This is a genomic window from Microcoleus sp. B3-D7 (assembly GCF_036705305.1).
Classification (GTDB): domain Bacteria; phylum Cyanobacteriota; class Cyanobacteriia; order Cyanobacteriales; family Microcoleaceae; genus Microcoleus.
The window spans coordinates 1-22,248 of sequence record NZ_JAUBUE010000006.1; the positions used below are offsets into that span (position 1 = coordinate 1).

20 protein-coding genes are annotated in these 22,248 nt (G+C 45.7%); 7 read left to right on the forward strand and 13 right to left on the reverse strand.

Translation table 11 applies throughout. The features are described 5' to 3' along the window. Positions 1 to 157 precede the first annotated feature (157 nt). Positions 158 to 529, forward strand: coding sequence for a transposase (locus tag QUB25_RS29740; protein WP_445251933.1), 372 nt, complete (start codon positions 158 to 160; stop codon positions 527 to 529). Between the two features lie 483 nt (positions 530 to 1,012). On the opposite strand, the gene QUB25_RS06520 is transcribed toward QUB25_RS29740, so the two are convergent. After that, on the reverse strand, positions 1,013 to 1,954 hold the full coding sequence (locus QUB25_RS06520; RefSeq protein ID WP_333182445.1) for a site-specific DNA-methyltransferase: 942 nt from the start codon (positions 1,952 to 1,954) through the stop codon (positions 1,013 to 1,015). Between the two features lie 260 nt (positions 1,955 to 2,214). Further along, on the reverse strand, positions 2,215 to 4,911 hold the full coding sequence (locus tag QUB25_RS06525) for an endonuclease MutS2 (RefSeq protein WP_333182558.1): 2,697 nt from the start codon (positions 4,909 to 4,911) through the stop codon (positions 2,215 to 2,217). Between the two features lie 466 nt (positions 4,912 to 5,377). On the opposite strand from QUB25_RS06525, the gene QUB25_RS06530 reads away from it, so the two are divergent. Continuing rightward, entirely contained in the window at positions 5,378 to 6,649 is a 1,272-nt protein-coding gene (locus QUB25_RS06530; protein WP_333182446.1) for an ATP-binding protein, read from the forward strand. 284 nt (positions 6,650 to 6,933) lie between these two features. Here QUB25_RS06530 and thrB read toward each other — a convergent pair whose 3' ends face one another. The 5 genes from thrB to QUB25_RS06555 form a co-directional block, all read right to left on the reverse strand. Next, entirely contained in the window at positions 6,934 to 7,887 is a 954-nt protein-coding gene (gene thrB / locus QUB25_RS06535) for a homoserine kinase (RefSeq protein ID WP_333182447.1), read from the reverse strand. 87 nt (positions 7,888 to 7,974) lie between these two features. After that, positions 7,975 to 8,544 carry a Uma2 family endonuclease gene (locus QUB25_RS06540; RefSeq protein WP_333084911.1) on the reverse strand — a complete coding sequence of 190 codons (570 nt, stop codon included), beginning with the start codon at positions 8,542 to 8,544 and terminating at the stop codon, positions 7,975 to 7,977. Between the two features lie 58 nt (positions 8,545 to 8,602). Further along, positions 8,603 to 9,079 carry a tetratricopeptide repeat protein gene (locus tag QUB25_RS06545; protein WP_333182448.1) on the reverse strand — a complete coding sequence of 159 codons (477 nt, stop codon included), beginning with the start codon at positions 9,077 to 9,079 and terminating at the stop codon, positions 8,603 to 8,605. Between the two features lie 4 nt (positions 9,080 to 9,083). Beyond that, positions 9,084 to 9,650 carry a Uma2 family endonuclease gene (locus QUB25_RS06550; RefSeq protein ID WP_333182449.1) on the reverse strand — a complete coding sequence of 189 codons (567 nt, stop codon included), beginning with the start codon at positions 9,648 to 9,650 and terminating at the stop codon, positions 9,084 to 9,086. A 222-nt stretch (positions 9,651 to 9,872) separates the two neighbouring features. Beyond that, positions 9,873 to 11,108, reverse strand: coding sequence for a VWA domain-containing protein (locus tag QUB25_RS06555; protein WP_333182450.1), 1,236 nt, complete (start codon positions 11,106 to 11,108; stop codon positions 9,873 to 9,875). Positions 11,109 to 11,180: 72 nt separating this feature from the next. Between QUB25_RS06555 and QUB25_RS06560 the strand changes: the two genes are divergently transcribed. The 3 genes from QUB25_RS06560 to QUB25_RS06570 all read left to right on the forward strand — a co-directional run bounded on the left by QUB25_RS06560 (position 11,181) and on the right by QUB25_RS06570 (position 13,352). After that, positions 11,181 to 11,840, forward strand: coding sequence for an ATP-dependent Clp protease proteolytic subunit (locus QUB25_RS06560; protein WP_333038231.1), 660 nt, complete (start codon positions 11,181 to 11,183; stop codon positions 11,838 to 11,840). Positions 11,841 to 12,001: 161 nt separating this feature from the next. Then, on the forward strand, positions 12,002 to 12,595 hold the full coding sequence (locus QUB25_RS06565) for an ATP-dependent Clp protease proteolytic subunit (RefSeq protein WP_190741966.1): 594 nt from the start codon (positions 12,002 to 12,004) through the stop codon (positions 12,593 to 12,595). A 130-nt stretch (positions 12,596 to 12,725) separates the two neighbouring features. Further along, positions 12,726 to 13,352: a J domain-containing protein gene (locus QUB25_RS06570; protein WP_333182451.1), complete on the forward strand. Its 627-nt coding sequence runs from the start codon at positions 12,726 to 12,728 to the stop codon at positions 13,350 to 13,352. Here QUB25_RS06570 and QUB25_RS06575 read toward each other — a convergent pair. The 4 genes from QUB25_RS06575 to QUB25_RS06590 form a co-directional block, all read right to left on the reverse strand. Continuing rightward, a complete protein-coding gene (locus QUB25_RS06575; protein WP_333182452.1) occupies positions 13,346 to 14,293 on the reverse strand; it encodes a serine/threonine-protein kinase in 948 nt (315 codons plus the stop codon). The two genes, QUB25_RS06570 and QUB25_RS06575, sit on opposite strands and share 7 nt — an antisense overlap. Before the next feature lie 445 nt (positions 14,294 to 14,738). After that, positions 14,739 to 15,470 carry a DUF7873 family protein gene (locus QUB25_RS06580; RefSeq protein ID WP_190732936.1) on the reverse strand — a complete coding sequence of 244 codons (732 nt, stop codon included), beginning with the start codon at positions 15,468 to 15,470 and terminating at the stop codon, positions 14,739 to 14,741. 171 nt (positions 15,471 to 15,641) lie between these two features. Then, positions 15,642 to 16,535, reverse strand: a complete 894-nt coding sequence (locus QUB25_RS06585) for a hypothetical protein (RefSeq protein ID WP_333182453.1) — start codon at positions 16,533 to 16,535, stop codon at positions 15,642 to 15,644. 70 nt (positions 16,536 to 16,605) lie between these two features. After that, positions 16,606 to 18,111, reverse strand: coding sequence for an MBOAT family O-acyltransferase (locus tag QUB25_RS06590; protein WP_333182454.1), 1,506 nt, complete (start codon positions 18,109 to 18,111; stop codon positions 16,606 to 16,608). A gap of 307 nt (positions 18,112 to 18,418) precedes the next feature. Here QUB25_RS06590 and QUB25_RS06595 point away from each other — a divergent pair, with 307 nt between their 5' ends. Further along, positions 18,419 to 18,673: a hypothetical protein gene (locus QUB25_RS06595; protein WP_333058797.1), complete on the forward strand. Its 255-nt coding sequence runs from the start codon at positions 18,419 to 18,421 to the stop codon at positions 18,671 to 18,673. A gap of 3 nt (positions 18,674 to 18,676) precedes the next feature. On the opposite strand, the gene QUB25_RS06600 is transcribed toward QUB25_RS06595, so the two are convergent. Continuing rightward, complete coding sequence (locus QUB25_RS06600) at positions 18,677 to 19,570, reverse strand: EI24 domain-containing protein (RefSeq protein ID WP_333038212.1); 894 nt, start codon at positions 19,568 to 19,570, stop codon at positions 18,677 to 18,679. An 89-nt stretch (positions 19,571 to 19,659) separates the two neighbouring features. Here QUB25_RS06600 and QUB25_RS06605 point away from each other — a divergent pair, with 89 nt between their 5' ends. Next, entirely contained in the window at positions 19,660 to 20,451 is a 792-nt protein-coding gene (locus QUB25_RS06605) for a 2-phosphosulfolactate phosphatase family protein (RefSeq protein WP_333182455.1), read from the forward strand. A 136-nt stretch (positions 20,452 to 20,587) separates the two neighbouring features. Here QUB25_RS06605 and QUB25_RS06610 read toward each other — a convergent pair whose 3' ends face one another. Beyond that, positions 20,588 to 21,973 (reverse strand): lipid-A-disaccharide synthase-related protein, encoded by a 1,386-nt coding sequence (locus QUB25_RS06610; protein ID WP_333182456.1) that lies wholly within the window; start codon positions 21,971 to 21,973, stop codon positions 20,588 to 20,590. Positions 21,974 to 22,248: the final 275 nt, after the last annotated feature.

A 22,248-nucleotide genomic window follows, 5' to 3' on the forward strand; every position in this document is an offset into this window, starting at 1 on the left:
TAAAAGTGCCGCGCCCAGTAAGTGAAAAGCAAAAACCAGGAGCACCAGAGGAATTTAAAAAAAACTGTCATCCTTAATCAAAGACAGCCTGAGTCAGAGTGAGAGCTTTTTAAAGCAGTGGAAAAAAGTGCGATATTGGAGTGAAAATGAAAGCCGGATGGGCTTGCCTACAATTAGGAGAAGAAAATTAACAGGTCGCGGAATAAAACCGCCAGGAAAAGTGCAATGGGATTTTACTTATTTATGGCTGTACGGGGCAGTGGAGCCACTAACAGGAGAGGGTTTTTTTTACGAGTTTACGCATCTGGATACAACGTGCTTCGAGAAATTCTTGGAGCTATTTGCCAATAAGTATCCTCGGGATTTACATATCATACAAGTAGATAATGGAGGGTTTCATAACTCCTTAAATCTGAGCATACCCGAGAATGTTATTTTGCTATTTCAGCCAGCCTACAGTCCCGAAGTAAATCCAATCTTAATGACTGTGGGGGTATGTAAAAGAACAATTAAAATGGTTGAGATTTGAACACATAGAGGAGTTGAGAGCAGCGGTGCAAAAAGAGTTAAACAAGTTGACGAATGAAGTCATTGCTTCTTTGACGGGATGGCAATTCATTTTAGATGCCTTATCTGTAGCAGAACTTTAGGAAATTGGTATTAGGTATGTGTTGGCAATTGTTAGTTACTGAAACGTGTAAAACATATTGCCGTAGTTTTCAGCCCGCCTTTAAAGTTGGAAGCGATGAGCCGTGCGATCTGATTGTTGATGGGTACGCAATAGATACAAAATATCGTATTGGCTCAGGAGACTCTGGAACACTGAAAAAGTTCAAATCTTATGGCCAACTACTTCGTACTTATAATTACGAGCCCGTATTTTTAATTCTCAGACAAGATAATTTGCCTGCAGCTATTACAGCGTGCCAAGTAGGGACTTGGAAAATTTACACTGGGGAGGATTCGTTTGAGTTCATAAAAACAATAAGCGGGTTTGATTTAAAGTCATTTCTTATTGAAAAAGTGGGAGAATTCCCTGTATACCGTTGAAACTATCAAGGCGCTTGTTGATAATCTCTATGTAGTCAGGTACTATTTCAATGCCAACATACCTAATGCCAAATTCTTGCGCCGCCAGCAATGTGGTTCCCGATCCTGCGAAAGGATCGATTAGAATAGAATTTTCCAAACGCGGTACAAATATTTCGACCAGCTTTCTCATGAGAGCGATTGGTTTAACTGTGCAATGGACGTTGAACTCCTCGGTTTTCTCACGCTGTATACCTTCTAAAATATTTGACTGAAAACCACCGAACTGATCTTTAGTATAAAATAGACCAGTACCATACTCCTGTAGAGTTTCCAAGTAATTATTGACCAGTGGTTTTTGAAGTACGCAGATTGCTTCCCATTCATTCCTCAGACAACTGTGCCAACCATCCCATTTTTCAGAATTTTCATATCCTTTCTTCTCTAACTGTTGTTTAATATTGACACCTTTAGGGATACCACTCGATCTTTTATAAACAAGAATATCTCTCGCATAGAAACCAGCAGTTTCAAGTGCAACTTGTACGTGAGCAACCGTTCGTGTGCTGTTGAAAACTAAAACTGTCGCACCCGGTTTGCAGATACGAAAAAGCTGCTCACCCCACTCAAAGCACCACTTTTCATAATCCAGAGTGTTGTTACGATTCCTTTGATACCATTTTTCGTTTCTGACTCCACCTGCTAAACCACTGCCATAGGGAATGTTTTTAACCAGGGTTTTATTTCCCTTGCCATTGACTCTTTCCATACGCCTTTGAATTTCTGAGTCATCCCATCTATGACCAATAAATTCATAATTATAAGGTGGGTCAGTGATACAGGCAGAAATATAATTTTCTGGCAAGGTCTTCATCACTTCACGACAGTCGCCAACCAAAACTTCATTTGAGGGAGTTTTTTTCATTAATCAGGCAGTTAATAAAGTGGGAAATCAACTCTTAATTATGCCACATTTGCAGTATAGTATCCATTCCGGTTGTATCACTACGATCTGTTCGTTGCAACTTGTTTTGCTGCCGACAAATATATATAGCAATCCTAAAGGAGTCGTAAATTTTTTACCCCACCCCAACCCTCCCCGAACCCGCGGTTCGGGAGTAAGAAAATTACAAATGATTTAGGATTGCTATAATTACGAGTCAACCGGAAATGCGTAACTCCTGACTATTTCAAATAAACCACCGTCACACCTGCACCTCCTTCTTTTTGACTGGCGAGCTCAAAGCGGGAAACCTGCGGGTGATTCGCGAGGAACTCGTGAACGCCGCGCCGCAACTGTCCCGTACCTTTGCCGTGAATTATCCACAGCACTCCGTATTCCACGGCTTTGGAAAGAGCTCTGTCTATTTCGATTTCTGCGTCTGAGACTCTCGCACCCCGTAGGTCGATCGAATTATTAGCAGTGCGGATGGCGATTTCGGGATTGGGTTTTGCAGGTTCCGCCGCTGCTTGCTTAGCTTTAGCCGTAGCGAGTGCTTGTGCTTGGGCGGCCGCCTTGGCTAATTGAGCTTTCGTTTCCGGTTTTTGACCGTCGAGGGATTCAATTTCTCCTAGTTTGACAGTCATTTTCATAATCCCAAACCTAACGCTCAACTCTTCGTTAGCGTCGGGGCCGCTGAGGACTTCGGCGGTTTGGCCCAAGCTGGGAATGCGGATGCGATCGCCCACTTTCGGCATAAAACTCGGTTTGGGTTTAGCCGGTTGCTGTCGAGAGGGCAGGTGTTTTTCAGAAATTTGATTTAAGGTTTCTGTCGCTTGTTGGGCATTTTGAGCCGTCTGGTTGCCCGACTGCAAGCGACGAATGATTTGAGCAATTTCTGATTTTGCCGAGCCTATCGCCTCATTTACTGCCACTTCCTGAGCTATTTTTAGTTCTCGCTCCCGCTCTTGCAAAGCGGCTGCTTTTTGAGAAACTTCTCTGTGCAGTTTTTCGGTTTGGTGTAGCAGTTGAGTTGCTTCTCTGGCCTTGGTTTCCTGTTTCCGGCGCTGTGCTTCGAGTCCAGCAATCACTTGATTAACATCTTGAGAGGCTCCCCCGACATAGGTTTGAGCTTCTTCGACTATGGATGCTAGCAAACCGAGTCTTTGGGCAATGGTGAGGGCGTTGGAACGTCCGGGAATTCCCCACAGCAAGCGATAGGTTGGCTGCATGGAATTGTCGTCAAATTCTACTGAGGCATTTTCAAAGCGGGAGTCTTGATATTTGAGGGCTTTGAGTTCGCCAAAGTGGGTAGTTGCAACTGTTAATAGGGAATGTTGGGCGAGGTATTTCAACAGGGCGATCGCCAATGCACTGCCTTCTGAGGGGTCTGTCCCCGCTCCTACTTCGTCTAACAAAACTAAAGATTTGGGAATTGGTAATTGGGAATTGGTAATTGGGGTTTGGGGTTGAGGAATTTGTAATTTAGGTTTGAGAATTGGGAGAGCAGAAACAGTGTTGTGTGTATCTGTGACTTCTTGGTCTTGCTGTTGGGAATTAGTAATTGGAAGGTTTGTTGAATTTTCTTCCCCTTCCGCCTGCGATTTATTGTGTAAAACTTCTAAAATGCGGCTGATGCGGCGGATATGACCGGAGAAAGTAGACAAACTTTGCTGCAAAGATTGTTCGTCACCAATATCGGCCAAAATATTGTCGAACCAAGGCAATTCTACGGGTTCGCGGGCGGCAACAAACATTCCGGCTTTCGCCATTAAAGCTGCCAAGCCCAAGGTTTTGAGAGTGACAGTTTTGCCGCCAGTGTTGGGGCCTGTGATGGCGACGACGCGGATGTGCGGCGCGATCGTTAAATCGACCGGCACGACTGGAAAGCCTTGCTCGTGATGTTGCTGCCAAACTAATAAAGGATGGCGCAACTGGCGCAGGGTAATTTGCGATCGCAGGTTGCGAATTAATAATTGACTGTTTTCTGAGTTTTCCTCATCTTCTTTTTCCTCATCTTCTGTTTCGGGATTTTTTGGTGCTAATTCGGGTTCTCCCAATTCGATAAATTTCGGCGGATTTGCTTGCAACCAAAAACTATAACGCGCTTTAGCGACCGCTAAATCTAAAGTTGTAACTACCACCACCAATCTGTCTAAATCGGGTTTTACTGCTGCGACTTGCTCCGTGAGGGCGCGGCGGACTGCTTCTTCTTCGGCTTGTTCTTGCCTGAGCAACTGCCGCATTTGGTTGTTAAGATTGACTGTGCTGTGGGGTTCTACGTACAGTGTCGCGCCGCTGGCCGAGGAGTCGTGAACGATGCCCGGTATGGCATCTTTTTGGGGAGCTTTGACGGGAATGACAAAGCGGCCGCTTCTTTGGGTAATTAGCTGTTCTTGTACGGCGTTGGATTGGCGCTGCAAAATCCCCTGCAATATTTGATAAATGCGATCGCGCAACTGTCGCATTTGAACTCTAATTCCTGCTAATTTAGGAGTGGCTCTGTCTGCTACTTGAGCGCGATCGTCTATACAGCGGTGGATTTCTTGCTCTAGTTCGGGATAAGTCCGCAATTGGGATGCCAGTTCTTTGAGCGTCGGCACATCTGCCTGAGAGTCAATTATCCGGCGCAATTGCCTTGCTCCGGCGAGGGTAGTAGCAATGGCCAGCAATTCTTCGCCGCTGAGCAAACCTTGCAGTTCGGCTCGCTGCAGCGAAGTGCCGATGTCTTGGATTCCTTCAAAACTCAAAGCACCGCCAGCGCGGCTCTCTAACTGATAAGCTTCCTGAGTTTGGGCTAGGAGTTCTGCTGTTTGAGCTTGAGTTGCCGGGATTTCGAGGTCGAGGGCGGCGGCGACGCCGAGTTTGGTGGCCGCGAAGGTAGCCAAGTGCTGACACAGGCGCGGCCATTCTAATAGTTCTAGTGTTTCGGCTTGAATCAAAGTTGAGGTGGTGTTGGTAATTGGCATTCTCAGGCGCTGACCGAGAAGGTGAATTTGACGATACTATTAATTGATTTTAAAGTTTTTTATTGTTTCCTGGCGCAACTTGAGAAAGTATCTGCGATCGCCCTCAGCAGTCTTTCGGCAGAAAGCTCTGATGTACCATTAATTACGAAGGAGAAAATTTGCATTTTTGCATTGCCCGTCTAAAATTATACCTTCTAGTGATACCAGTCCCCAAAAAATATGCAACTGTAGGCAAGCTCCCAACTATTATTATACAGTAAGTCATTCCCAATTTTTTACTCTAAAATATAAAATCTAAAATGGTATGGGCTATTTTTGGTTTTGAGGGAGCGGGCATCGGTTGTTTTTTGATGTAATTGAACTATTTTGGAATTTTAAATCTGTCAGCGCAATTCTGGCGGTTGTATCCTAAAAAGTAATTTGTGGAGTTGGTAGAAGTATGGCAAAGATTCTGGCGATCGTCGCGGATACTGTGAGTTTTCAAGTGGTGCAAGAGTTACTCGGCCAAGAGGGACATCAGGTGAGAGTCGTTTCCGACGATCAAGAGGGTTTAGACTTGGCGAGGGAATTGTCCCCCGATGCGATAATTTGCGACGGCACTTCGCCTCAAATCAACTTTTTGGAGGTGTGCCGACTGGTGAAAGCCGATTCCCTACGGGATAGCTTCGCTTCACGAGAATTGGCGGCAACCTATTTTATTCTGCTGACAACACCGGAGCAATTTGATGAAGTTCAAGAATTGGATGTGCCCTTTGACGATTTTCTGTTTAAACCGATAGTTAAGCAGGAATTATTGGCGCGGGTGCGCGCGTCTAAGCGATCGCGCGAGTTGAGGGCGCAGTTGGCTCTCACCCAGCAAGAATTGCAACTGTCGCGCGATCGAATGCTGCAAAATGAAAAAATGTCTAGTTTGGGCGAATTGGTATCAGGTATCGCCCACGAAATTAACAACCCAATTACTTTTATTTACAGCAATCTAACTCACGTCCAAAGCTACGCTACCGATTTAATTGACCTGCTGCGATTGTATCAAAAAGAGCTAGTCGCTCCAGGAGCGGAAATCATGCAAAAACAACAAGAGATGGATGTGGAATTCGTACTCGACGATTTATTAAAAATTGTGAGTTCCATGCGTACCGGGAGCGATCGCATCCGCCAAATAATTTTGTCGCTACAGGATTTTTCCCGCAGCGATCGATCGGGCTGGCAGTTATTCGATGTTTCCGACGGTTTAGAAAATACTCTGTTGTTGTTGCAGCACCGCTTGCCGGCTCGCGAGGGGAGGCGAGACATCAAGGTGATGAAACAATTCGGCAATTTGCCACAGATTGAATGTTACGCAGGGCTGCTCAATCAAGCTTTTCTGAATATCATCAATCATGCGATCGATGCTTTGGAAGAGTCGGCTCAAGAGTTAGAGGAGTTGGAATCCATCAAATTTAAGCCTGTCATTTTGATTACCACTCAGGTGGTCGATGCTCAACGAATTTCTATTGAGATTGCTGATAACGACATCGCACATAGCAAAGATACCACAGCCCAAATTTCTGAGCCATTTTTGGGAGCAAAACCTGCGGAACAACCCATATCATCGGGACTTGCTCTCAGCTATCGGATAATTGTAGAGCAGCATAAAGGAGAGTTCAAGTGTTTTTCCGAACCGGGTAAAGGCACTAAAATTCAGATAGAAATTCCGCTGCGTCACAGTTAATTAACAGTATTTACCGTTGGTGGGGGCGGGTTTTTGAGATTGTTTGTTTTAGCCTGAGATGATGGTGAATCCGCCCCTACAATGACTGCATTTTTTTTAAAGGTAAAATTTTGTAGAGGGCTTGGCAGAAGTTATCGAAAAGAGACTTGAGTTGATATTCAAGAGATTTGGAGGAGAGAGGAAGAGAATAGAAATATGAATAATTCCATGGAGAGGGGCAATCACCGGAGATTGCCCCTACAAAACACGGTTATCTAGATGTTGTGTGTCTAGGAGTGGAATAACTAAAGGGAGACTTGCGCGCCTTGAGTATCGAGACCGATCGCCCTTACATCTGCCTTTACCTCAAATTCCATCCAAGCAGTTGCCATTTCCCTCACAACCGCATCAGCATTAGTAGCATCCGTTAAAGCCAAAAGCGTCGGTCCGGCACCGCTAATTACCATTCCACAAGCCCCTGCATTCACGGCGGCTTGTTGCACCGCTTCATATCCCTTAATCAGAGATTGCCGGTAAGGCTGGTGAATTTTGTCTTGGAGGGCGCAGCGCAGCCAGTTTTCATTCCCAGTTTCCAAAGCCCGCACTAGGAAACCGAGGTGTGCAGCATTAAAAATCGCGTCAGCCTTACTGTAATCTGCTGGCAAAACTTTGCGGGCTTCGGCTGTAGACAGTTCAAAATCGGGGATGGCTACCACGGCCACAATATTTGGATGCCAGGGAATATCGCAAATCTCCCAAGCACCCCCCTTAGTCAAGGGGGGTTGGGGGGGTGGATTGCTAGCAGCGAGGCGACAACCTCCGAGTAAAGCGGGGACAACGTTGTCGGGATGGCCTTCAAGTTCGATCGCCAATTGCATCACTTCCACCTGACTCAAAGGCGCACCGGCTAACTCATTTGCACCGACTAACCCACCGACAATAGCTGTGGCGGAACTTCCCAAACCTCTAGCCAGCGGCACTTGCATATCTATATTTATGGCTACAGGGGGCGGCGATTGGTTGAGGCGATCGTATAACTTGAGAAAAGCTTGATAAGCGAGATTGCTGTCGTCTGTCTTGACTTTGGCAGCTTCTTGGCCCGTAACAGTAATTTTTACTTTCTCGGTTGCTGAGGCTTCGAGTCGGGAGAATTGAAAGCGGTTGTAGAGGCTTAAAGCGGCACCGATGCAGTCGAATCCGGGGCCCAGGTTGGCGGTTGTGGCGGGTACGGTGACGGTGACAGTGGAAGTTTCGGGCATTTTTTGAATAGTTAATTTGGAGTGTTTAACCGCAGATGGACACAGATGAACACAGATGAATTTTTGGTGTTTGTGCGATCGACTATTTTAACTGATTCCTAGAACATCTTCGTAAATTTGTGCGATCGGGCATTGAAAGTCTACGCTAGCCAAGCGAACTTCTTCGCCCTCCGCGTAAGGGTAAAGTTCCCAGCGCCCTTCTGCATTGCGCTGGTAAGATTCTACACTGATTCTTTCTTGGTTAATCAGTACGTATTCTTGTAAAGTTTCTAAGGTGCGGTAGTCGGCAAATTTATTTCCGCGATCGAATGCTGCTGTTGTTGTAGATAAAACTTCTACGATTAGGCGCGGGTAGCGTTTGAAATATTCCAGGCTTCTATCTCTTTCATCGCAAGTCACCATGATATCTGGATAGTAAAACACGTCTGCTTGCTCAATTCTGGCTTTCATGTTTCCCCCATAGATGCGACAGCCTCTGCCTCTAATATGAGTTGTGAGCAAGTTTACTAAGTTGATGCAAATAGTTTCATGGGCATCACTTGCTCCTGCCATTGCATAAATTTCGCCTTGTCTGTATTCGTGCTTGATGGGGCTGATTTTTTCGCCTTCTAAATAGTCTTCTGGGGATGCGTACTTGTGACTTTTGTTGGCAATCATAATTGCTATTTGTAAAAGACTAACCATATTATAATTATAATATGTTTTCAAAAGCCATTTATTCTTGCAGCATTTCAAGGTGCTTGATGGCATCTTGATAATCGTTGGTATTGCCATCTTTTTGATAGAGTTCGGCTGCTTTTTGATAATCGGCGATCGCCCCCGGTTTGTCTTCTAAGAATTCGCGGGCTCTGGCGCGGTTGTAGTAGGCATCGCCGTAGTTGGGGTTAATTTCAATTGCGCGATCGAAATCTGCTTTAGCTGCTGGATAGTCTTTGAGATTGCGGCCGTGGATGATGCCGCGTTTGTTGTAGGCTTTGGCGTAGTTGGGGTTGAGGCGAATAGCTTCGGTGTAATCAGCGATCGCCCCTTGAATATCTCCTGCTTCTGATTTGGCTAAAGCGCTGTTAAATAAGTCTTCAGCAGTATTTTGAACGATGAGTATTGGTGAGGGTTGGGTACAAATGGCAGGGGATATGCCGCCCAAAACGGTAACAAATCCCAAAAGGGCGATCGTCCGGTAAAAGTGTTTCATAAATCTAAGCAAAAATTCGAGCGACAGAGCAACTAAAACCAGGTAACAAAGGCGAGGTCAATTCATCAGCGCTCAACAGCGTAGCAATGAGCCTTAAACTTGCTTGTTCCCTGCGATAAACTTCTATTTGCTGCAACCGCCAATTCACAATCCAGTATTCCTGTACTCCTCGTACCGAATAGAGTCGGAGTTTCAAATCTCTATCCCGTCTTTCATTGTCTGCACCGGGGGACAATACTTCAACAATTAACTCGGGTGCGGCGGTTAAATGGCCGGCTTCGTCTAGCAAGATAGCCAAGCGTTCATTGCTCGCCCAAACTACATCAGGAATAACGTTATCAGCATCCGTGAAGATGATACCCGGATTGATTCCTGCTCGTCCTAAATTAGTCTCTCGCGACCAAGTATTAAGTTCTTGGTAGAGGTTGCCTATAGCCTGTTGATGACCCCAATGCGGTGCTGTAGTCACAAATAACTCCCCATCAATAATTTCGTAACGATCGCCGTTATCGGGCAATAGTTCTAAATCGGCGGTAGTCCAGCGTACTTTATCAGATATTGTCTGGTTCATACAAGCACTCTTGATAGGTGATAGAAACATTCTAAACGATGGCGCTTCTACACGATCCACAGCTTGAAACAATCGGCATACACTGACTTTCGCTTTTTGCAGGCGAGACTCAGAATATTGAAACCCGCCTAGGGGCGGGTTTCGTTTTTGTAGAGGCGATTTCGCATCGCCGAATTGTCCGATCGCCCAATTTAAAATTATTTAAAATTTCAAATCGCGCGATTACTTCAAAATAGTTTTAGAAGCAATCCGAGTTTTCTTGCGATCGGCTTCACTCAATTGTTCACCAGATTGCAAGCGAGTAGCAGAGGTTTGCAGCACAGTTGCGGCACTTTTATCGCCCATTTGCAAAGCAGTTTTAGCGGCCGTTTGCAGCATCGTTGCCGCGCCGGCGCGATCGCCCTGTTGCAATCTAGTTTCTGCGAGTTGAGTTTGGCGGTATTTAGCCAAAGCTAAAATGTGCTGCTGTACAGTCGGGTTAAGAGCCGGCTGATAAACTTTCTGGACATTAGCAGAAACTGCAACAGGATCGGAAAGCAAACTTTGACCGACAGTCGGATCGTCGTAGCGAATTTGCAATTGCCCGATCGCCTGTATACCTTCGGGCAACTGTCCAATATAAATATTAGCCAAAACTACTCGCTCTATATCCTTCATTAAATCTCCCAGGCGTACCATAAAACGATCGCCCTCTTGCTGTACCGGTAATTCGATCGTATCCGGGGAAACTTGGGCGATCGGTTTGAGTTCGGCTAACCGCACTTTTGGCATTAGGGAAAATAGCAAATAAGCATTAGTCAAACCTACACCTTGGATGCGAGTAAATAGTTTGCCAAACTCGTCAACCGCATCTTCGGGACGCTGAATGTGAGCCAGAGCACCGCCGCCCGCGTCAGCAATCTTTTCCAAAATATCCTGGTTCCAGTTATCGCCAAATCCCAGAGAATTTAAAGTCATGTTGTAGTCGGCAGCCAATTTAGCCAACTTCAAACAGCGGCTGTCGTCGCCGTGTTCGTTTTCGCCGTCAGTCAGCAGAAACGCCTGAGATATAGCTTCTTTTTTGCCTTTGCCCAACTCTTCAATACCTAACTTAATGCCCTCATCAATTGCTGTGCCACCGGCCGAGCGCAATTGCTCAATTTGCCGTTTAATGCTGCTGGGATCTCCTACAATTTGATTGGGGACGAGGACTTTGGCTTTGTGGTCGAAAGCAACCGCGCAAAAGCGATCCCCAGGCTTCAACCTGTCTAGCAACCGTCCGGCGGCTTGTTTGACGGTTTCCAAAGGGCGTCCACCCATCGAACCGCTGTGGTCGAGAATCAGGCACAGGTTTAAGGGTACGCTGGAGTCGATCGAGCTTGCCGTCGCAGACACCGAAATCGCTAGCTGGCGCTGCGTTGAGGGCGCAGCAGCGTCAAGGTTAGGGTCGTTTAAAACCGGGAGCAAACTAACTTTCATGCGGGATACCTAAAGATTGCGTTAGTATTTCTTTAAGAATAGCTCCATCAGTTCAGGCAACATTTCGGTTATATGAACACACCAATTAAAGCTGTGCAATCGCCATACTACGGGGAAGGGAACTCTCGGACGCCACCTCCCGATTTGCCATCCCTGTTGCTGAAGGAGCGGATCGTTTATCTGGGGATGCCTCTGGTGCCTGCGGTAACAGAACTAATTATCGCTGAACTGTTGTTCTTGCAGTACGAAGACCCGGATAAGCCGATCAAAATCTACATCAACTCGACCGGCACTTCTGGTTACAGTGGCGAACCCGTCGGCTTTGAAACAGAAGCCTTCGCTATCTGCGATACGATCAGGTACATTAAGCCGCCCGTGCACACTATTTGCCTCGGTTCGGCAATGGGGATGTCTGCGATGCTGTTAGCGGCTGGTACAAAAGGCTTTCGGGCAAGTTTGCCACACGCTTCGATTGTGTTGCACCAACCCAAGGCTTACACGCGGGGTCAAGCAAGCGACATTCAAATTCGGGCTAAGGAAGTGCTGGCAAATAAAGCGACGATGCTTGAGATTTTTGCAAGCTGTACTGGCCAACCGATCGAAAAGATTACTAAAGATATGGATCGGTTGCTGTACATGACACCCCAGGAAGCTAAAGAATACGGTTTGATCGATCGCGTTCTTGAAAGTTCGGAAGAATTGCCGAAACCGCTGCCTGCAGGAGTTATCTAATTCGGTTATTGCTTATTAGTTATTAGTTATTAGTTATTGGTTATGGTTTAGTGGTCATTATAGCCAAAAACTAAAAAACCTTAAATAACAAGTAACAAATAACTAATAAACCACAACCAATAGCCCGCTCACCAATTACCAACTAAACGGAGTTCCGAATTATGCCTATAGGTGTGCCAAAAGTTCCCTACAAAATGCCGGGTGGTTATGATACTCAGTGGATTAATATCTACGATCGCCTCTACCGGGAACGAATTATTTTCTTGGGCAGGGACGTTGACGATGAAATTGCTAATCAAATCATCGCTGTGATGCTCTATCTTGATTCGGAAGATTCAGGTAAGGATATTATTTTGTACATCAATTCCCCAGGCGGAATGGTGTCGGCAGGCATGGCTATTTTTGATACCATGCAGCACATTAAATCGGACGTGGTGACGATTTGTGTGGGCTTGGCTGCTTCGATGGGTTCTTTCCTGTTAGCTGCCGGTGCGAAGGGGAAACGGTTAGCTTTGCCTCACTCGCGAATCATGATTCACCAGCCTTCTGGGGGCACGCGGGGACAAGCAACGGATATTCAGATTGAGGCGAAAGAGATTCTGCGGCTGCGCCACGAACTCAATAATATCTATGCTAAAAATACTGGCAAGCCGATCGAGAAAATCGAGAAGGACATGGATCGCGACTATTTCATGTCCGCTGAGGAAGCCAAGGAATACGGCTTGATTGACAGAGTGATCGAAGAGCGTCCGTAAGTTGTTTGTTCGCTTCAGTAGTGCGGGCAACCCTCGCACTACAATCTAGTTCGCAGTAAATTGTGGCAGAATCTTTACATTTAAGGATTCTGCCATATTTAATGGTATTATCAACGCTCATTCATGCTAGATGGATATTGCAGATTATTACCGACAGTTAGGACTCAGGTCTGGTGCGAGTTTATCGCAAGTTAAGGCCTCTTATCGGCAGTTAGCCAGACAGTATCACCCCGATGTGAATCCGGGAAACGAACAGGCTAAGAATAAGTTTATTGCTATTACTGAGGCTTATAAGTTCTTGGTTAATGTTGCCCCCCACCATGTTGCGGGGGCGAAAGTTGCCAATTCAACTGTGCCGCCTACTTCGACACCGCCGGATCGGGGGGTGAAAGCTCAACCGCAGGCAGTTAAAGTGACTCGAAAAGAGGCCGCGGTTCAATCTAATGCGGATCTGTCGGCGGTGGAACAAAAGTTAAAGCAAGATGCTTATGTTGAGTTGCAGCAGTTGCTGAAATATCAGAGGTTCCCGCGGGCGATCGCCTTGATTGAGGGTTTGGCCCAGCGGGTTCCGGAAGATTTGGAGGTGCGTCAATGGCAGGCGATCGCCTATCAGCGCTGGGGGCGGCATTTGATCGGAGAAAAGCAGGTTGATAAGGCGAGAATTTATTTGAAAAAGGCTGTGAAAACGGACCCTCACAATCGGGCTTTGTGGGCGGAAGTTGAGCGGGATTTTCGCCGGTTGGAAGAGATTTATTGAAGCGATGTTGCGTCCCCCTTTTGCAGGGGGTCTGCGTCGTGAATTTTTAATTTTTCTAAAATAACTTGGGTATTTTCAGGTCGGTTTTCCGGTAGCGGTTCGATCAATTCGTCGATCGAGTCTAGGAGTAACGGGTCAATATCTACAGCCTGGTTCCTCCAATTAATTTTACCAGTTTTTTCATTAACGGGAAAGTGACTTGGCTGTATGCCTGTTAATAAATGTACAAAAGTACGCCCTAGGGCAAAAAAGTCCGATCGCACGCCTGCTTTACCTAGAATTTGTTCCGGTGCGGCGTATCCAGCAGAACCTATGGGTGCGGTATCTATATCTGCTTCTGTGGCGGCGCCGAAGTCAATTAATCTCAATTTCCCAGTGGCTTCAACCATCAGGTTGGATGGCTTAATATCCCGATGCACTAAATGGTATTTGTGGATTTCCTGCAAAATATGAAGCATTTGTTGCAGCCAATCAAGAGCGAGATTTTGAGAAACGTACTGTTTTTTAGTTAATAATTCTGCCAAGTTTTCTCCGGTAATTTTTTCCATCACCAAACAAGACAGTTTTTGGAAATTATGAGGGAGTTTAATTTGGAAATAACCGTCAGGTTCGACTTGGGGAACGGAGCCCTTTCCGGCCAGCCAAATCAAAACTCGCGCTTCTTGCTTGAACAAGCGAACTAAATCGGGGTTGTGGGTGTGTTTCAAGACTTTTAAAATTTTGACAGTTCCCCATTCGTTTTCCCCGGTTCCCAAATCTTCGACTTCAAAGATGTCTGTGGAGCGTGCGGGATTGGGCGATCGCACTGATTTAAGGATACGATAGCGATCGCCAATTAACAAATCTGTGCCGCAAGCCTGACAATTTTGAGCAGCAGCAGGATTTTCGCGTTGTTCGCATTGAGGATTGATGCAGTAAATCATCGGCCTTGATACGTCCACGACAGACGGATTTAACAAATTGATTCAATTATTAGCATAAAACCCAGCAGTTCTGACCTTACTACTGGGTTTATATTTACCGCCCATTTGGGCACGCTATCACATTTAAGTCAAGGATTTAAGATTAATAGCATCGCGCTCTACCGATTGAGCTACCCCCCTGCGTTTGGTAGAGGGGGCTGGATATGAGCCAGCAACCTCGATGATGTTATTTTTTCCTGACATTCGTTTTAGCGATCGGCGGTGAATGCTGAGTTTAGAGTAATAACTTGCTGTTGAATTTGTACGCAATGCTGCCTCTGCCAATTGGGCTACCCCCCTATTTTGGGTAGAAGGGACAGGAGTCGAACCTGCACTATCACATTTGTACGGTTTAAGTTGAAGTTTGAGTTTGAACTTGTACTCTGTTTATACCTTAAACCATAACTATCAAAAAAACCAGCACTTAGCGAAAAATAAACTGAAAAATTCGCTCTCCCACTCTCTGTTCCTCCACTTCAGAATTGTTAGCTTCTTCGCGGGCGAACATAACAGCTTGCTGCAATATTTCCACCCTTTGCAGCAACTCATTGATCCGCCGCGCTGGCAAAGCTCCAGAAAACTTGACAGTCCGCCAATAGCCGATAGTAATATCTTCGTAATAAACATCGACTTGAGCCGGATGGTGTTCGGTAGCTTCAGCTTTAACGTGATTGCGCGGAGTTTTAAAAGTCTTGAGAGTTTGCACCGGTTCTGTGGCCCAACAGTCTGCCGAAGCATCGAAGTTCCAAGTCTCGGAAGCATCTAAGACAGGAAGTTTTTTGATAAATGCTTGCAAATCTGCTAACTGCTTTTCAATAAATAGCAAATAGCTGACGGGAACTTGGCTCAAAAGCACATTTCCGTCTACAGTTACGTCCGCGCGGGCGCTACAATTTGTCCAATCTTTAGTGGCGGTTACGTCGAAGAGTTTGGTCAAAACTTCAGTCGTTTTGCGGATAATCTCTTCGGCTTTGACTTCTACTTTTTTGGACTCTGGCGGCAGTTGTTCGCCTTCTTCGTCTTTGGGACGGTAAGTGCGGGAGATTCCAGAAAGCACAGCGGGCTTCTGGAGAGCTTTTTGAGCTTCTGCCAGTTCTTGAACCGAGCGGCTTTTGATGCCTTTTTCGATCGCAATAATCTGATTTAAGCGTGCCATTGTTCGATTTTATTGACGCTGAACTCATATCAAGCCGGGTTGATACTGATCATCAAATTGTTTGTCCTGTGGCTTTTAGAGCTTTGATAACTCTCCCTCCTCAGTACAAACCTCACGATCGTTCTTTAACCAAACTTGCTCATTATGTAGTATGACACACTTCATAATAAATTACAAGCTTTCTTTTCTAGGCGCGGTGCCAAGAGATCCCGCCACTACCGTGCCCAGCAATTTATCCCTCAAAAACTCGGCAAAATCTCTAGCGTCGCTGCGGATCAAGTGAACGCCGTCATTGGTACGCCATTCTCGCTCTTTCGGGGGTGGCAGCCACTCAAAACGATCGGATGGAAACAGCTTTTTAGCCAATTCTTGGACTTGTTTTCTCCTGATTGCAGCGTTAACTCGTGACTCTTGCGGTATGTCAAATAAAACTACTTTCGCCCCGCTATTTTTTTGGATTTCTGCGATTTGACTTTTAATAAACTCAGCTTCTTTTTTTATAGCTTCTGCATCTTTTTCAGACAAAGGTTGACTTTGAATATCAACTATCGTTTGGATAGTTTTTTGCGATAAGTCGGGAGTAAGATATCGACCTTCTAATCTGTCTAGAGCCTCTCGCGTCACTTTGTGATTCGGCTTCGATCGACTTTTAAAAAAATCCACAAAAATGCTAATCGGACGGTATTCCTCTCTCATCATCGGTAGATACTGGCGTAACCAATAAAAAAGAGGATGATACAAAGAATCCATTAATTCTGTATCTATTTTGCGAACAATTGTATCGTTAATTTCTACCAAAACAATAGGAGGCTTGCTTTTACTTCTTTTAACTATTTCTAAACCTGTTTGGCTCGCTCCTCCCCCCAAAGCTATGCTCTTTACACCCTCTCCAATGTCTTTAATATTAAGGTTGGCAGCTAGAGAACTACCTACCATTACCATTTTTAGAGCGGAATTATCCTGATATACATACCTTTGAGTTTTAACAATATTATTTTGAAGCAGGCTAACTCCGTCGGAAGCAGGCAAAACTCCGCCGGTGACGAGCACTTGATAAAAGCTCATTATAAACAGAAAAATTAGTATCGGCCGTAAAATCGGTCGCAACGGGAATTTGACAAACATAGAACACCTTCTAGAATTGGAAATAAATAAATTGTTTCGAGCTGCCACTGTTGAGGAATATCATTGCTAGCATAATTCCTAAAGCTAAATCTTGATAAAGGCTCCAGACTTTTTGACCGTTTTTATTTGAATTCTGTTTCATCCGATTTTGCCAAGTGGGAAAATGGGGAATGTGATAAATCACTACTGGTAGCGAAAAAATTAGCGTCGGAATAATGTGACTCCAACCGGGCTTGACTTTATAGTTGCGAACTAAAGTAACTGCGAAGTCAACCGCTTCTTCAAATCGAGGCAGTTTGAAAAGCAGCCATCCCACGGAAACAAAAGAGAAAATTCCTAAAACGCTAAGGCTGTCCAATAATAATTGCTGCCAGATGGGTTTGGTTTTTACTTGATTTGATTCTTGTAATTTGTTTTTGGATTTGTCGAACCCAAAAAAGCGTTCTACTGCTAAACCTAATCCGTGATAAATTCCCCAAACTGCATAACTCCAAGCAGCCCCATGCCATAATCCTCCTAAAGTCATTACTATCATTAAGTTAACATAAGTTCTGATTTTTCCTTTGCGGTTTCCGCCGAGGGGAAAGTATAGGTAATCTCGGAGCCAAGTTGAGAGGGAAATGTGCCACCTTCTCCAGAATTCGGAGAGGGAACGCGAGATGTAGGGAAAGTCGAAATTGTCGGGAATTTTGTAACCCAAAGCACCCGCAAAACCGATCGCAATTAAGGAGTAACCGGCAAAATCGGCGAAAATTTGTATTGAGTAGCCAAACAGCAGTGTCAGGTTGGTAATAGTTCCAAATCCTCGGTAGTAGGGAAAGCTAATCCAGAAGGTATAGTCTTTTAAGTTGTCGGCGATGACCATTTTTAGGAAGTAGCCGACAACGAGCGAGCGAAAAATGAAATTCCAAGGAATATCTTTAAAATATTTAGGAGCAATCTGGGGATAAAATGTCTGAGATTTTAAAATCGGGCCTGACAGCAAATTGGGAAAAAAGCCAATAAAAAATGAAGTATTTAGCAGGTGTTGGCTAAAGTTGGGCGAGACGTAAGTGTTGGCTGCGGTTTCGCTTTTATTTTTTTGAGTCAGTACGTCTACGATTAAACTTATGCCTTCAAATGTGTAGAAAGAAATGCCGATAGGCAGAGGCAATTTTAAGAATAAATAAGCAATGCTGCCTTCGGAGCGAGCAATATTAAAAACCTCGCCAACAAAGTTAGTTAGCAAACCGGCGTATTTAAACAAGCTCAAAATTAATACATTGAGAACGACTCCCGATAAAGCCCAAAAAAATCGCTGTTTCTTGTCAGAATTTCGGGCAACTTGAAAGCTGACTGTAGCGTTGATAATAATGGAGAGTAGCAGGATCAGCAATAGTGCGGGGGCGCTCCAACTGTAAAAAATAAAGCTGGCAATGATCAGGATGGGAACCTGCACTTTTTGCAACGGAGGGAAATAATATATGGCGAAAACAATCGCAAAAAATACTAAAAATTCAATACTGTTAAATAACATAATTTATGATTTCGCTCTTTTACGTAGCCTGTGACCCACTATATCAAGCGCCTGGGACTAATGGCAAGAGTGACCCAGAACCCGAGCGCGAGCGCGCATCCTACCAAAGTGTAGCAAATATCACTGTTTGTTAGCGCTGCGACTACCTCTTGAGATAGATGCGGAAATCCCTCCCAGGGCGCGTTGTCATATCGGGAAACATTTCTTAACATATAGATAACAAAGGGAATCCGAGGAGACACCAAAAATCCTTAAGCCCTTGGGGTGCCCCGGTTAATCAGACTTTTCGCAAACAAGGGCTAAATCAATGAACAAGCAGCAAAACTCCGAAGTTTCAGCATTTTTGCCCATGCTCCAAAAAGGCATTTGGCTGTTTGGGATTCTCTCTTGGATATTCGGGCTGACAGATAGAACTATTGCACTATTATCTGACGGATATTTGTCGGCGATCGATATTGTCCAGCTATTTACAGCATCATTTTTCTTCATTAGCTGGCTGTTTTTAAGCCCGTTTTTGGGTCTTAACTCCCAGAGTCAGCCGAAGGAAGAAGCATCTCCCTAGTTTTTAAGTTGTAATGTTAGTTTCTCGATCGCTCTTTGTTTCTTCTGGGGCAAAGCGGGCCGGCCAAATGCGATCGCAAAAAAACAAAGTTCCCGCCGTCACGCACAGCGGAATCGCCAACAGATTCAACAGCGGAATGCTCACCAAACCCAAACAAACCAAACCAAAACTCCCGCTGGCCGGCAAACTAGCCCAAATGATCTCCAACTTCTCCTGAAAAGGTCGCCTCCGCCTCTCCAAAGGTGCATCTAAAAAGTCCAAACAGACAATAGTCGCGCCCAAAGCTACGCCACCCAAGCTGCTAAGAATAGAGCCGATGCCAGGGATAAAATGCAGCAGCAGCAGCGGTATGCCGAGGCTAAACAAAATTTGTAGTTTTCGCAGTTCAAAGGCGATCGCCCTTTGAATATCCCCAAAACTACTCGCCAAACTCATTGGTGCTTCTGCGGGCAATTGACCGTTCCGCAGGAGTTCCAATTGTTCGGAAAGTTTGCCGTACCAGGGCGAACCTAAAATCACGCCAAACTGCACTAACAAAAATCCAATTATCAGCAAAAGTCCTGACACTAGGATTACGCGCAGCAGCCAGCCAAAAGCGACTGTTAACCCGCCGAGAAAGCTCAGCCAAGTGGGAAAACTAGCAATTAGAGCATTAAATCGGACGGATAAATCGGCAACTAAAACGTCTATCCCTGCCAAACTGGGAAATAGCAAGCTTAAATAAAGAGCAATACCAATTATAAAATTTAGCACCACGGGAACTAATACATAAGTCCACAGCTTGGGAGTTTGCAAAATCAGCGTGAAAGCTCGCAAAGGATAGGTGAAACCTGCCAGGAGTCGAATTGGTGCGGTAATGGCGGCGTGGGCGGGGTTTGAATTTAGCTGTTTTGACATATTTTCTGCTTTTGAGGACTCGACTCTATTTTCTATTATCCACTTTCCATTATTATTGCTGATGAGGATTTATCGCAGGTAGCCCAACAGTGAAGCTTTTTATTTACCATACCCCGGAACTTACGCCAGCCGACAAAATGCCGGCTTGCGCGATCGCAGTTGATGTGCTGCGGGCGACTACGACAATGGCAACGGCCCTGAATAATGGGGCGGAAGCTGTCCAGGTTTTCAGCGACTTAGAGAAGCTAATGGCCGAGAGCGAAAACTGGCCTGCAGATAAGCGGATTCGCGCTGGAGAGCGCGGCGGCGGCAAAGTTGACGGATTTGACATGGGGAATTCTCCACTGGACTGCACGCCAGAAAAGGTGACTGGGAAGCGAATTTTTATCAGCACAACTAACGGTACTCGGGCTCTGCAACGAGTGCAAGCGGCTGCAACTGTGTTAACGGCGGCTTTGATTAACCGCAAATCTGTGGTGCAGTTTTTGTTAAATAAACAGCCGGAAACTATTTGGATTGTGGGTTCTGGTTGGGAAGGGAGTTATTCGTTGGAAGATACGGTTTGTGCTGGTGCGATCGCCCAAAGTCTCCTAGCAGAAAGCGGTATTCCTGCGAGCGATTTTGCTGGTAATGATGAAGTATTTGGGGCTATTGCTCTTTATTTGCACTGGCAAGATCGGTTACACGAATTGTTGGAAAGGGCCAGCCACGGTCAGCGCCTTCTCGGTTTAGGTGTTATTGAAGATTTAAAATATTGCGCGCAAACGGATACTTTAGATGTGCTGCCTGTGCAGCGAGAACCGGGAGTGTTGGTTAAGTCGGATTTTAAAATCCCTCAAGCTAATTTCTGGGTTCCATCATCCGAAAAAACGGCGAATTGAAATTTTCTGCAAATGCAGTATTAGTAAGGTGCGCCTAGGCGCACCCTACGAAAATTAGTAGGTAGTTAATGAACAATATTTTTTTAAAGCAAGTAGAATTAAACATACTTGGTAGGGACAAAACAATGTTTTGTCCCTAGTCTATTGCAGGCAATTGAGAATTGCTGTCTTGACCGCCGAAGCGCTGAATTAAACACTCGGCAATTCTGGCTGCTGCACCGGGTTCTCCCATGCGCCGCCAGCCATTTTCAGCGATTAGCTGCAACCTATCGGGGTCGCGGAGCAAAGACTGCACGGCGCCGGCAACTTCAGCGGGATGTTTGACTAAAATTAATGACGGGCCTAACAGGCGACTTTGAGCTTCTGCAAAAGCGAAAGTAAATTGCGGGCCGCTTCCGGGAATGGCGATCGCCGGTTTTCCTAAACCTACAAATTGTTCTGTAGCCGTTCCTGCCATTGCTATTGCTAAATCTGCTTCGTACAAACAATCGTTAAAACTTTGCTGAGTCAAAATCATCGTGGCGTTTCTCTGCACAAATGTCAGGGGCAATAGTAAATTAGGAGATTCTTGCTGAATTTCTTGAGCGCTAGAAACAGGAGGTCGCAAAATACTTCCTTCACGCCGCTGCGTTCTAATTTCGCCGTTTTGTCGCCAGCCGAAAAATTCTAAACTAGGTCGCAAAGCTTCTAAGTTTAACTCTGGAGAAATGGCTCCGAAAAATAACAATTTGCGATCGGCAAACAGCGACAAAATTCCGGCTACAGCCTCTACTATTAGCAGCCAATTAGCATAGGCTTCCGGCGCTCTAGAACCGGGGAGTAAGGTAATGATGAGCGATCGCTCAATTTCCCGAAACTCTGCATCAGGGCCGTAAAAACCGACTGGGTTTTCCGGTTCGAGTCCGTCCATCATCGGATTTCCGAGATTGTAAGCGGGAATTCCCAGCTTTTGTAAAGTCTCGGCGGTCAGCGCGTCCCTGGCAAAAACGGCTCTACAGCGCGATCGAGTCATCAACCAGCGCTCCCAAGGCAAATAAACCGATCGCGACCAACTCCACCCACCAAAGACCCTGGATTTGCGACCCAGAGGCCCGTCCTCGTCCCGCAAATAATACTCGGACTTAGCAGTACCGACAAAGGCATAGGGCGCGCCGCTGAGCCAAGCAAACAGCAGCGGTACAATATCACCGCAGGCTAAAATAACGCCGTCTTGATTCCCAGACTGTTGTTGGGTCCGCACCCAAGCGCGGATGGCTTTAAACTGAGCGATGGTCAACTGAAGCAGGCCGCCTTTGACATCGCGCAAAAATTCCCTCCCGTCCATGTAAATAAAGCCGCCCGAAGGCATCCGCTGCACCGGGCCGATGATGCGGGCGTTTTCTAGTTGAGCGAAAGCTTGCCCTTCACCCACTAGCGGAAACACGGCTAATTCTGGCGGATGCGGGTGCTGTTGCAGTTCCTGCAAGATGCGAAGGGCGATCGCGTCTTCTCCGTGGCCGTTACTGAGGCAAAGTAATTTCAATCCCAACTCTCTCAAAAACTCTATTGTCAAAAAATAGCCGGCAAACCCTGGGACTTCAGTCTAGGGATGGAAAGCAACTTTCCACTTTAGTTTACCAGAAAAATCTTGTTTGAAATAGTACAAAACACGGTAGGATCTAACGCGCTCCGGGGCTGCTCAAAATCTCTGCTTTACCCAAAGATAGCGGGCATTTAACAGCAGTTGCTCGGACTCGGGGATACAACTTCTGAAGTGGCAAAATAACTTGTTTAATGTTGGGAGTTACAGCCGCCTGC